The organism is Chitinophagaceae bacterium, from assembly GCA_016717285.1.
GTDB lineage: Bacteria > Bacteroidota > Bacteroidia > Chitinophagales > UBA10324 > JACCZZ01.
In genome coordinates this window covers 755,986-769,106 of sequence record JADKFU010000001.1, presented here as the reverse complement: position 1 = coordinate 769,106, position 13,121 = coordinate 755,986, and the positions used below count along the sequence as shown (strand labels likewise).

Genomic DNA, 13,121 nt, shown 5'->3' with positions numbered 1-13,121 from the left:
CATGTGTTATGCTGTTAATTGAAAAAGTTCTTATACTAAAATCGCTAAGTATTTTCGAAGAAACGCCGGAGCCGTTATTGGTGGAGGTGGCATCTATACTGGAAGAGTTGCAGCCCGATCCGGAAACCACATTATTCAAAAAGGGTGAAACGGGCAATTGCCTTTACATTATTTACAAGGGCGAAGTAAGGATACACAGCAATGAACATACGCTTGCTATATTGAAGGAAGGAGAATTTTTTGGTGAGTTATCGTTGCTCGATACTGAATCACGTTCAGCTTCAGCTACTACGTTAAATAATTCTTTTTTATTAAAACTTGATCAGGAACCCTTCTATGAGTTAATGTCGAATCGTGTGGAAGTGGTAAAGGGTGTTTTGAAAATACTTTGTAAAAGGCTGAGAGAACAGAATGAGCTTAATGCCGCATTAAAAGCAAAACTCTCCACCGCCATAAATTAAGCTCCAACCGACTTCCGGATTTCTGCAAGATGCAGGGCTTTAACATCTTCCCGGAGACTATTTGAAGACTTGGTAAAGTAATGATGGGTTTCGAGAAACTGAATCTGTTTCTGGTGAAAGTCATCTTCATCCCTTACAAAACGGTAGGCCCGCCATTCGAGGTACAAACTTTTACCGGTGGTATAAAAATCATGGCGACCGAGATAATCAAGATCTGCATCACAGATAATTTCTTCCAGAATATTTTTCGGACGCTGCGGAAGTTTTGTAGCCATGATCAGGCTGCAAATTTTTTTAAGTTGCTCAGTATTCAATCCAAAAGCCGGCAGAAATTCAAGTGCTATTTTACAACTTCGTTCTTCATGATCACGGTAGATATAGAGAAATCCTGTATCATGAAATAATGCCGCGATGTGCAACAATAATAAATCTTCCGTATCCGATATTTTTTCTTCTGAAGCAATGCGCAATGCTTCATTTGTTACATCAATTGTATGATGAACGCCATGATAAGTCAGACGCGGATCGAGTCCGCGGCGCAACTTCTCAATAATGAATGTTTCTATTTTTTTCAGGTCGATCAAACAGGATAACTGATAACAAAAGTATTTAAATTCATCACTTTCAGATATTTCTTGCTGATTTTTTTATTAGCGCTGAATTTTCAGTTCACGCAGTATTTTTCGTTTGAAAAATCCCGTCCGGCATCCTTTCTGAATGATTAAGCATGGAGCGGCATTATCATTCTCGTCCATATTCCTTAAATAAAAAATCCCTTTCGGTTGAATGAAAGGGATTCTGAATGCTATTAACCTGTAACTGCGCTACTATTCGGATATCACCTCAAATGCTACCTCCACATTCACATCTTTATGAAGATTGATGTTTGCCTTGTATTCTCCGAGCGTGCTTATATCGTCAGGTAATGTGATTTTTTTACGATCAACCGGAAGATTGGATTGTTTCTTAATGGCATGTGACAATTGAATGGTAGTTACACTGCCGAATATCTTACCACTGGTACCTGTTTTGGCGCCAATCATGTACTTTGTATTCTTTAATACTTCCACCACACTGTTGATCTGTTTGAGCAACTTTTCTTCACGCCTGGTCTCCTGCTTCATACGCTCTTCCAACATTTTCTTTTGCCCTTCGTCAGCCACTACAGCCAGTCTTTGGGGAATAAGAAAATTACGTGCAAAGCCGGGGCGAACCTTTACCAGTTCATTCTCCCTGCCCAATTTATCTACGTCTTGTAATAAGATGAGTTCCATAATTCGGTTACTTTAAAAGATCAGTTACATAAGGCATCAAAGCCAATTGGCGGGCGCGCTTTACGGCTTCAGCCATCTTGCGTTGGTATTTAAGTGAATTACCACTTAATCTGCGTGGCAATAACTTACCCTGCTCGTTTACAAACTTCAATAGAAACTCCGTCTCTTTGTAGTCTATGTATTTGATTCCGTTTTTCTTGAAACGGCAATATTTCTTTTGCCGTTTAACGATTTTAGGAGCGGTGAGATATTTAATCTCCTTGTTTCCGCCACCCATCGTTCTGCGTTTAGGCTTGGGCTGAAACGCTGTTGAGTTCTTTTTCATCTTTTGGGTCCTTCTTTTTTCCAACTAAACCTTTACGACGGCGGTCATTGTAGTCCATGCCGTATTTGTCCAGTTTCACGGTGAGGAAACGGATGATATTCTCATCCCGTTTGTATTCCACTTCCAGCTTACTGATAAGCGTAGAAGGGCCGGCAAATTCCATGATATAGTAAATACCATTGGACTTACCCTGGATTGGATATGCCAGCTGACGAAGACCCCAGTTACGTTCTTCGACAATGGTTGCGCCGGCATCAGTTACCGTTTTGGTAATCTTAGCAATCTCCCTCTTCACATCTTCTTCTGAAAGAAGAGGTGAGAAAATGACTACCGTTTCATAGTTATTAGGCATTGTGTATGCTAAATGATTTTAAAATTCGGGACGGCAAAGATAGACAATGACATTGGAAAAACAAAGGGAACCACAAATTTTGCCAACAAGGCGGTTCTGATGCGCATTATAGCAGTATATCCGCTTTATTTAAAACACTGTGGAAAACATCACGATCATTATGGCATGCAGGAAGCGTTAGCCTTTGCCCGGCGCGATAACTCTCACCAGGCGCACATTACTTAATTGGGTTTCAATGGCCACTTCAGTGCATTCACCATTTATATAAGTGTAGTGATTTACATTCCCATCCGGCAGTTTTAATTCATAAGTGCCTTTGTTGCTTTTCGATAAAGGTACCTGCTGCAGGAAAGCCTCCGAAAAAGCGGTTGCCTTGTTAACCGGCTCTTCGAAATAGAGCTGAGACACACAATAATTGATCGTCCCTTTGTAAAAAGTGGTATCACGGTCCTTATTCACCATTTGATAGCGGACGTCCTGTTTTAAAATGGAGTTATTCACTTTCACTGTTCCATTTAAAACCCGTTTCGCATAAGCGTCTGTCAATACATTATTCATAAAAGTATTGCGGACTACAATATCTGCCTTAAATGAGAAAACCACACGCACATCAACATGGGTTTCAATCCGGTACATTTGTTTTGCACCATCGGCTATACTGATGGCCACAACCGTTCCTATTTTATCCTGGCCGCGGAAAATTTCAAACACAATTGCTTTTTCCTGGTATTGACCAACAGCCTGAAGCGGGAAGATCAGCAACAATACTGCTGATAAACAATTCAGGAAGAATTTTCCGCTGTTAAATAAATTCTGATTCAAAAAGGTTTTCATAAAAAAGCAAAGTACATAAAAAGTTTCCGGAATACTTCGTACAGTTAAATCAGTTCCTCGTTGGAAAGCGCTGAATATTTTTCTCTTAAAAATCAAAATACCAGTGTGGAATTACCAGACGCCATCTAAAAAAGGCAAAAGAGCAGTGTCATTCCGAACTTGTTTTCCGAAGGATCCTTTGGAAAATAAATTCAGCAGGACGCATCAATTTTGAGATGGCTTCTAATCAAAGAGTGAAGTAAATCCGAACTTACTTCCATCAAATAATCCTTTATCGCTCAACTTTAATTGCGGTATTACCAATAATGCCATGAACGATAAAGTCATAAATGGTGCCGACAGCCGGGAACCAAGTTTCTTTGCCTCGGCATCCATATTTTCATACGCTGCCGCCACTTCAAATGCATCTGCATTGGTCATAATTCCCGCAACGGGAAGCGGCAATATGAAGGTTTCCTTTTCTGAAACAACTGCTAATCCTCCTTTCGAATCAATGATCGCATTTACAGCCTTACAAATCATCTCATCCGAAACACCTGCTGCCAATATGTTATGACTGTCGTGGCCTACACAGGATGCGATGGCACCGCTTTGTAATCCTATGTTTTTTATAAATGCGACTGAAGGCTTTGCATTTGCATAACGATTGACAACAGAAAATTTAAGAATATCGTTGGCGACATCCGGCATTAGTTCATTTGCTGAATTGATAAGTTTGGAAAGTGGATGAAGGAAGGTTTGCGTGATAAGCTGGCCGTCGGATGCTTCGATTACTTTTATGGATGGTTCACGACTTGAGAGTCCTGGTACTGGTGGAAATTCTTCCCCGTAGAAAATTTTAAAATCATCCGGTTGTTTTTTATTGCAATTAAAATTATTGATGGTTGTTGTTGTTACTTTTTCAATCAGGCTTTTTCCATTTTCAGCCACTAGAATTCCTTTGATATAGGTTTGAAGCACCTTCAGTTCATTCAGGTTATTTACAACAATAAAATCCGCTGAATCGCCTTCGCGAAGCAAGCCACTTTTCAATTGGTAATGATTGACCGGATTAGAGGTTGCGGCGCGAAATACTTTCCAGAAATCAATTTTATGAGACAATGCACGAATCACGAGTTGATTGATATGCCCACGCATCAGGTCGTTGGGATGCTTATCATCAGAACAGAACATGATCATTTCCGGATAATCATTCAGCAATGGTATCAATGCATCGAAATTTTTAGCGGCGCTTCCTTCCCTGATCAGCACCTTCATGCCGTGTTGAATTTTGAACAGGCCTTCCTGGTAAGTGAAGCATTCGTGATCTGTGCTGATTCCTCTCGCAATATATTTCAACACTGCATCACCGGTTAAACCCGGAGCGTGTCCGTCAACCGGCTTACCTTTTTTTTTAGCTGCCGAAATTTTTTTGAGCACTTCCTCATCACCTGCAATAGCGCCGGGATAATTCATCATTTCAGAGAGATACCTGATCTCATTTATTTCGAGCAATTTTTCAATTTCTGTCGAATCCATTATTGCTCCTGCTGTTTCAAACATCGTAGCCGGCACACAAGACGGCGCTCCGAAATTGAAATGAAACGGCACCTTGCTTCCATTTTCAAGCATATACTCCACGCCTGCTGTTCCCATCACATTGGCAATTTCATGCGGATCGGAAACGGTAGCCACTGTGCCATGAATTACAGCCAACCGTGCAAACTCTGATGGAATCAACATGGAACTTTCTATATGAACATGTGCATCCACAAATCCAGGCAGAATATAATTGTCAAATTGCAATTCATACAGCGGATTAATTTCCTGAATGAAACCATTCAGAACAGTAACTTCTCCCGGGAAAATTTTTTCTGCATACAGATCTGCTATGTTGCCTCTGATTTTCATATTCGTACATTTCCTTTTACTGTGTTAACAAAGCGGTTTAACACCATTCCATAAATATCACCCCTGCTAAATACAAAATTCCACTTTAATCATTATAACTTATCAGGAAGTTAATTTCACGTTGACTTTTCTCTCTGTAAACTATGGAGATTATATTTGTTCAAACTTGCTAATGATGAAATGGATTACGCGTGAAAAACCGAAGATTGACCGAATAGCATGTCCGTGGCTGATCAGAAACTTCATTGATAAGAATGCTGAGTTTATCTATGTCCCGTTTAAAGAAGTAAAACTCAAAGCAAAAAAACTGAATTCCATTCCTTTTGATATTCCGGATGTGGAGTTCACGCATTATGGCGCTTATTGTACGTTTGATTATTTTGTAAAGAAATACAAGATAAAAGATCCGGCTGTACACGCAATGGCCGTTATCATTCGCGGCGCTGACACTGACCGGTTTGACCTTGCACCTCAGAGTGCGGGCTTGTGGGCGATTTCAGCAGGACTTGCCCACACTTTTAAAAATGATCATGACCTTCTTGAAAAAGGAATGCTGCTTTATGATGCTTTGTACAACTGGGCAAAATATTTACAGAAAGAAAAGCATTCATGGCAGCCTGATGAAAATCTGTTGTTGGAGGTAATAAATAAATTCATGCATCAGAAGCCAGGCTCTCAAAAAAAGATTCCTGCATGGGCGCGTGAGTTGAAAGAAATTATCCAGGATAAAATTGATACTGATTTAAGTTTAAGCTTGAAAGAGCTTTCCAGAACTTTAGATGTGCATCCGGCCTATCTCAGCAGGGAATTTTCAAAATATTTCGACAACCTGTCATTTGGCGATTATATCCGCAAATTGCGCATTGACAAAGCCATTCAATTATTGGAAACTCAACAATACAGCCTTACACAAATTGCTTACCTCACCGGATTTTCTGACCAGAGTCATTTTACAAGAATCTTTAAAAAGCATACTGGAACCAACCCTTCGGCTTTCAGAAAAAAGGTCTCAAAAAGTAAAGCAAATACAAAAAGTTAATTCCATCCTATTCTATTGATTGAGCATTTGATAGCATTGCATCATTTATTTGCAAATAATTCTCATGGAAAAAAAATCATACACTTTACAATCTATCGTCCTCTATTTTCTAAAACTCGGTTACATGGGATTTGGCGGTCCCGTTGCATTAGTGGGTTATATGCACCGCGATCTGGTAGAAGAAAAAAAGTGGATCACAGAAGAGGAGTATAAGGAAGGCATGGCACTGGCACAACTTTCACCTGGTCCACTGGCGGCACAACTTGGAATCTATCTTGGCTTTGTTGATTATGGAATATGGGGAGCCACGCTCGTTGGTATTGCATTCGTATTACCTTCCTTCCTGATGGTGCTTGCTATCGGTATCGCGTATAAAATATATGGAGGATTACCATGGATGCAGGCTGTTTTTTACGGTGTGGGAGCCTGTGTGATTGGTATTATTTGTTTGAGCGCTTACAAACTCACCATCAAATCAATCAGTAAACTTAATGCAGCAGCCATGCAAAAAAACTGGTTGCTATGGTTCTTTTATTTCTTTGCCGGAATATTTACGGTCATCTCACAATCTGAACCGGTGAGTCTGTTTATTGCAGCGGGACTGCTTTATATGCTGATCAAAGCACCTCCGGATTTCTTGAAACGTAACCTGACGTCCTGGGTATTTTTTCTTTCTGCACCCGCCTTTATTTTTTTAGATCACCGCGAACGACTTCTTGACATTGCTTTGTTTTTTACAAAAGCCGGTGCATTTGTGTTCGGCAGCGGATTGGCCATTGTTCCGTTTTTACATGGTGGCGTAGTGAATGAATTTCACTGGCTGAATGAAAAAGAATTTCTCGATGCTGTGGCTGTTGCCATGATCACGCCCGGGCCTGTAGTGATTACCGTTGGATTTATTGGATATCTCGCTTCCGGGTTTGTCGGTGCAGGTGTGGCTGCCCTGGCAACATTTCTTCCCTGCTATTTACTTACAGTTATTCCTGCACCTTATTTTAAAAAGATCTCTAAGAACACTTCTATCAAAGCATTTGTAGATGGCATTACAGCTGCGGTTATTGGCGCATTGGCTGGTGCAGTGATCATTATTGCCGTCAATACGTTTACACAGAATCATTCAGTCGTGATTGATATTCCATCTGTATTGATTGCGATTATTACTGTTTTCGCATTGCTAAAAGTTAAAAAACTCACCGAACCCATTTTAATTTTAATTGCTGCTATGCTTGGATTGGGATTGAAATTATTTCTGCTTTAATTTTTTTATCACAGCACAACCAGTAGCACAGTTTGCAAACGTGAAACGAATGAGGGATGTTTTATAGATAATTTTAAACAACTGTTTTTTTGCAGCAACAGCTAATGCTGAGTTTCCTTTGTAGTTTCATTGTTAATTTAGCATGCATTTTTAAAAACATGTTTTTTTGAATAATGATGGGCTTTTGTTTTCCACAACTGCTGTTTATTTTACTCTACCTTTTTTCCAGCCCGGCTAATTTGTCAGCTCCGGCGAGTAAAAAGGAAGCATCACTCATGACTCCGTTTGCTCCCGGCAATAAAATTAACGGAGCAAGCATTGTCGGTTCATCCAGCCCAATGGATGAATCAGAATTCAACCGGCTCGACTCTCTGCATGTTAATTATGTATGCCTGCTCCCGTTTGCTTTTGTGGAGGAAGGAAAGCCAAAAGTTTATTACAATACAGGATTTCAATGGTGGGGTGAAAGGCCCGAAGGAATTGCTTCGTGCATTCGCATGGCACATGCTCATGGCATGCGGGTGATGGTGAAGCCACAATTGTGGGTGAGCCATGGAAAATTTACCGGTGAACTTACTTTTAAAAGTGAGGCCGAATGGAAACAGTTTGAAGAGAGCTATTCGAGTTATCTTTTTCAATTGTTGGAGGTGGCAGATTCATTACATGCAGAATATTTTTGCCTGGGCACTGAACTCAATTATTTTGTGAGGGCAAGAAGCTCCTACTGGTCGTTACTGATAGATGCTGCAAGAAAACGTTACAGCGGCCAACTTACCTATGCAGAAAACTGGGATTGTTACGAGGATTTTCCATACTGGAATAAGGTAGATGCGATTGGTGTAAACGCTTATTTTCCACTTTCCGATTCTAGCACACCGCCTGTTGAGGAGTTATTGAATAAATGGGATCCACATTTTCAAAAAATGAAATCCTTAGCAACGAAAACAGGAAAACAGATTCTTTTTACGGAATATGGTTACCGAAGTATTGATTATGCTGCGCAACGACCCTGGGAATCTTATACCGACGGCATCATGAACCTGCAGGCACAACAAAACGGATATGAAGCGCTGTTTGAAAAATTCTGGCAGGAGCCGTGGATGGCAGGCGGTTTTTTCTGGAAATGGTTTGATGCACATACTGATGCTGATATACCTGTGAATCTTGATTTTACGCCTCAAGAAAAACCTGCAATAAAAGTGATTCAACAATGGTATAGCAAGCACCAATAATTTATTCAGATAATACATGTAATTGCAACTTTATTCATTGTTGCGCAAATTTCTTTCGCCCGATTCATGTCCTCTCTTTTCGCTTTCTTTGCACCTCGCGCTACGGGTTACTAGATGAAAGATATTACGATAAAGATGAGTCTGGGCATGCTTTGTTTGTGCTGCACCTTTTTTGCAGCAGCCCAACCTGTTGCTTCATTTTTAATCAACGCACCGTCTTCCACTTGTACTCCTGCAACCTTTTCATTTTCTAATCTATCATCAGGTGAAGGTGCCCTGAACTTTGACTGGCAGTTTGGAGACAACACAGCTACAGATACTTCGACAAATCCTTTCCATACTTACCAGGAATGCGGAAGTTTTGAAGTTATATTATCTGTCACAGACACTACAGGACAAATAGCCGCAGACACGCAACAAGTAATAATTAATTGTACACCGATTGCTGCGTTTAATTTTTCTCCAACTGTTATTTGTGATTCTGCAATGGTTCATTTTACTGACCTCAGCGTGCCTGCCGATTCCATAGTTGCATGGCAATGGAACTTTGGTGATCCTGTATCCGGTGCAGCTGATACTTCTTTAATAAAGAATCCGACCCACTATTATCATACGCCGGGTTTATTTAATATTTCTCTTTCTGTTACTTCTATTGCCGGTTGCTTATCAGTCGCAACAGATAGCATTCTGGTAATCCAGCCTCAAGCTTATTATGCACTAATGAATTCAGCCTGCGTAAATGATTCAACTTTTTTTATTGATCTCTCAACATCACAGGATGCGATAGTAAGTTGGTTTTGGAATTTTGATGATCCCGCCAGTGGGAATAACACTTCCAACGTACAGTATCCTGCTCATGTTTTTTCGCAAGCCGGCGATTATAATGTACGCCTTACCATTTCCACTGAAACTGGCTGCACCAATGTATGGCAAAAATATATTCATGTATATGGCTTGCCCTTAGTAAATGCAGGAAGTGATCAGTCAATGTGTGCTTTTGATTCGGTTCAGCTTGAAGCCTCCGGTGCTCTTGTTTATGAATGGCAACCTGAATCACTGTTGAGCAACGCCCTTGTTCCCAATCCATTTGCTTTCCCTTTGAACACACAGGATTTTTTTGTAACAGGCACTGATGAAAACGGATGCTCAGCACAAGACACAGTAAAGGTTACAGTACTTGCACTTCCTCAAGCGAGTGCAGGAAATGATACTGCAATTTGTGAGGGGACTTCTGTTTTGTTAAATGGATCCGGTGGAATTTCATTTCAGTGGTCTCCTGCCAATACGCTGGATAATGATACGATTGCTCAACCTCTCGCAACACCTGACAGTAACACAACCTATATTGTAACCGTCAAAGATGAATCAGGTTGTTCGGCAAGTGATTCAGTTACTGTTCAGGTTTCGCCTTTTCCTGTTGTAAGTATTTTCGGAATTAATGCTCAGTATTGTTCCAATGGAGACAGTGTTGAATTGAATGCACTTCCTTCAGGCGGACTTTTTTCAGGTGATGGCGTGATGAATAATTTCCTTCATCCTGCGATGCTATCGGCAGGAGGTCCTTACTCAATTGTTTATTCATTCACCAATGAAACAGGTTGCACAGCAGATGACACTGCATTATTTTTTATTGTTGCTCCAATGCCAATCACCATTTCAACCACTGATTCGCTATTGTGTCTGAACAGTACTGCAATCTCATTCGAACTCTTTCCTGAAGGAGGAATTTTGTCCGGCAACGGTATTAATAATAATCTTTTTGATCCATCGCTTGCCGGAGCAGGCTTGCACCAGGTTTATTATCAAGTAACAGACACAAATAATTGTAAGGCCTTTGATTCCCTGAAAATAACAGTGTTTGAATTACCTGCAGTGTCTGCAGGAAATGATACAGTGATTTGTTCGGGTGATTCAATTGAATTACAGGCAACCGGCGGATTGAATTATTCCTGGTCACCGGCAGCTTCGTTAACTGATTCGGCCATCAGCAATCCTGTAGCATTTCCTCTTGTCGCCACTCAATATGAAGTAATGGTGGTTGATAGTAATGGATGCAGTAACAAGGACTCAGTATTGATTACCGTTTTCAGCATAGCAAATGTTGATGCAGGAATGAATGACACTATTTGTAAAGGCGACACTATTCCGTTAACCGCAACCGGCGGTGCAGCTTATGCATGGTCGCCTTCCGAAGGATTGAGTGCTACCAATATTTCCAATCCATACGCTTTCCCGGAAGTTACTACTATGTACACTGTAACTGTAAACTCAGGAAGTTCATGTCCGGGATTAGATTCTGTATTAATTACCGTCAATGCATTACCTGCAGTAAATGCAGGCAACGATCAATCATTGTGCAATGGAGATTCCGTTCAGCTAGCTGCATCAGGCGCTACAAACTACACCTGGCAACCTTCCATTAATTTGAGCAATAGCGAAGTGGCAGACCCATTTGCATTTCCTGAAACTTCAACTTACTACACAGTTGCCGGAACCGACACCAATGGGTGTTCTGCTATTGATAGCGTATTGATCAATGTATTATCATTGCCAGTAATTGATGCCGGCAATGATACTTCTATTTGTGCTGGTGATACCTTACAATTGTCTGCTAATGGAGGAATCAGTTATCAATGGACGCCAGGGATTTTTTTGAGTGACGACAGCATTTATAATCCTTTGGCTTTTCCGGATACGAATACAATTTTTATCGTAACCGGAAGCAATGCCGCTGCATGTTCCAACACTGATTCTATTCATGTATTTGTGTTGACTTCAAGCCAGGTTGACGCAGGAAATGATACGGCTATTTGCAAAGGTGACAGTGTAACACTTCATGCCAGCGGCGGACTTTATTTTTCATGGTCACCTTCAGAAGGATTAAGTAATGATACTGTTGCTGACCCTGTTGCATATCCGATCAATACAACAACTTATACTGTTACTGTAAGTGCCGGGTCGGATTGCACATTTTCAGATACCGTCAAAATTTTTGTGAATGAACTGCCGGTGGTAGATGCTGGAATAGATTCTGCAGTTTGTCCGGGTGATTCATTGCAGTTGCTGGCAAGTGGTGCGCTAATTTATATTTGGAATCCTTCTGCATCATTGAGTGATCCGGATATTTCAAATCCATGGGCATCACCAACTGTTGCAACCGCTTATTTTGTAACCGGAACAGATGGCAATGGATGTAAAAATTCGGATTCAGTCACCATCAATTTGCTGAATGCACCCGTTGCAGATGCCGGAGTTGATACTGCAATATGTGCCGGCGACAGCATCCTGTTACAGGCCAGTGGCGGAATAACTTATTCATGGCAACCTGCTTTAAGTTTAAGCAATGCGTTTATTTCAAACCCTGTTGCGAAGCCAACAAATACAACCGCTTATATTGTAGCTGTAAATGATGGTGGTGCATGTTCCGGATACGATACTGTAATTATTACAGTATATCCATTGCCTGTTGCAAATGCAGGTGATGATCAGACAGTTTGCGCAGGAGATACTGTTCATCTGAATGCGACAGGTGGTGATGCCTATTTCTGGACGCCTGCAACAGGTCTTTCTTCAGATGTTATCAATAATCCTTCGGTAATTGTGAACACGAGTATTACCTATCAGGTAACAGTAACCGATCAAAACAATTGCAGTTCAAAGGATACTATTCACCTTGAAGTGGTGCCACCACTTATGACTTCCGTAAGTAACGACACATCCATTTGCGTTGGCAGTTCAGTACATTTATTTGCGGGCGGAGGCACATATTACAGTTGGTTCCCTGCTTCAGAATTAAATGATCCGATTTCCGCATCGCCAATAGCAACTCCTTCGGAAACAACTGCTTTCACGGTGGTAATCTCAGATGGAATTTGTGATATGGACACCTTGCAAGTGATGGTGTTGGTATCCACTCCAATAATTAATGCAGGGAATGATGTAACTATCACGGCGGGAACTCCCTATCAATTAAATGTGTCAGCTTCTGCAGGTGACTATTTATGGTTGCCGTCGGAAAGTCTGAATTGCAGCAATTGTATTAATCCGGTTGCAACACCATTGGTTACTACCACTTACACTGTTTCTGTAACTGACTCAATTGGCTGCATTGCAAGCGACGATATTACTTTAACGGTAGGTTGCGATGCAGCGGAGATTTTTATTCCGAATGCCTTTACACCAGATAACAATGGACACAATGATGTGTTGTTTGTACGAAGCACGGGAATTATAACTGTAAATTACTTTCGCATCTTCGACCGTTGGGGAAAAATAATTTTTGAATCGAATGACATTAATGAGGGTTGGGACGGAACGTATAAAAATCAACTGATGCCTCCGGGAGTTTACTTGTATACTTTGAAAGCAACATGTGGTAATGATGAAGTGATTGAGAAACAGGGAAATGTTACTTTGATAAATTAAGAATTGAGAATTAAGAATCAGGAATTAAAAA

The 13,121-nt window shown here is 40.8% G+C and carries 11 protein-coding genes; 5 read left to right on the top strand and 6 right to left on the bottom strand.

What is annotated here, in order from left to right; genetic code table 11:
* The first annotated feature begins 8 nt into the window (after positions 1-8).
* Positions 9-461, top strand: coding sequence for a cyclic nucleotide-binding domain-containing protein (locus tag IPO83_03175; GenBank protein ID MBK9730283.1), 453 nt, complete (start codon positions 9-11; stop codon positions 459-461).
* On the opposite strand, the gene IPO83_03170 is transcribed toward IPO83_03175, so the two are convergent.
* The 6 genes from IPO83_03170 to ade all read right to left on the bottom strand — a co-directional run bounded on the left by IPO83_03170 (position 458) and on the right by ade (position 5,136).
* The gene (locus IPO83_03170) at positions 458-1,045 is read right to left on the bottom strand and encodes an HD domain-containing protein (GenBank protein MBK9730282.1); all 588 of its coding nucleotides are present in this window, start codon (positions 1,043-1,045) and stop codon (positions 458-460) included. The genes IPO83_03175 and IPO83_03170 overlap by 4 nt on opposite strands.
* Positions 1,046-1,288: 243 nt before the next feature.
* Positions 1,289-1,735 carry a 50S ribosomal protein L9 gene (gene rplI / locus IPO83_03165; protein MBK9730281.1) on the bottom strand — a complete coding sequence of 149 codons (447 nt, stop codon included), beginning with the start codon at positions 1,733-1,735 and terminating at the stop codon, positions 1,289-1,291.
* A gap of 7 nt (positions 1,736-1,742) precedes the next feature.
* Positions 1,743-2,012, bottom strand: coding sequence for a 30S ribosomal protein S18 (locus IPO83_03160; protein MBK9730280.1), 270 nt, complete (start codon positions 2,010-2,012; stop codon positions 1,743-1,745).
* Positions 2,013-2,022: 10 nt separating this feature from the next.
* A complete protein-coding gene (gene rpsF / locus IPO83_03155; protein ID MBK9730279.1) occupies positions 2,023-2,412 on the bottom strand; it encodes a 30S ribosomal protein S6 in 390 nt (129 codons plus the stop codon).
* A gap of 177 nt (positions 2,413-2,589) precedes the next feature.
* Complete coding sequence (locus IPO83_03150; protein ID MBK9730278.1) at positions 2,590-3,246, bottom strand: hypothetical protein; 657 nt, start codon at positions 3,244-3,246, stop codon at positions 2,590-2,592.
* A gap of 222 nt (positions 3,247-3,468) precedes the next feature.
* Positions 3,469-5,136, bottom strand: a complete 1,668-nt coding sequence (gene ade, locus IPO83_03145) for an adenine deaminase (protein ID MBK9730277.1) — start codon at positions 5,134-5,136, stop codon at positions 3,469-3,471.
* A 175-nt stretch (positions 5,137-5,311) separates the two neighbouring features.
* On the opposite strand from ade, the gene IPO83_03140 reads away from it, so the two are divergent.
* From IPO83_03140 to IPO83_03125, 4 genes are all read left to right on the top strand, one after another.
* Positions 5,312-6,175: a chromate resistance protein gene (locus IPO83_03140; GenBank protein ID MBK9730276.1), complete on the top strand. Its 864-nt coding sequence runs from the start codon at positions 5,312-5,314 to the stop codon at positions 6,173-6,175.
* A gap of 64 nt (positions 6,176-6,239) precedes the next feature.
* Positions 6,240-7,433, top strand: a complete 1,194-nt coding sequence (locus tag IPO83_03135) for a chromate transporter (protein ID MBK9730275.1) — start codon at positions 6,240-6,242, stop codon at positions 7,431-7,433.
* A 173-nt stretch (positions 7,434-7,606) separates the two neighbouring features.
* Positions 7,607-8,665, top strand: a complete 1,059-nt coding sequence (locus IPO83_03130; GenBank protein MBK9730274.1) for a glycoside hydrolase — start codon at positions 7,607-7,609, stop codon at positions 8,663-8,665.
* A 114-nt stretch (positions 8,666-8,779) separates the two neighbouring features.
* Entirely contained in the window at positions 8,780-13,090 is a 4,311-nt protein-coding gene (locus IPO83_03125; protein ID MBK9730273.1) for a PKD domain-containing protein, read from the top strand.
* The last annotated feature ends 31 nt before the right edge of the window (positions 13,091-13,121 follow it).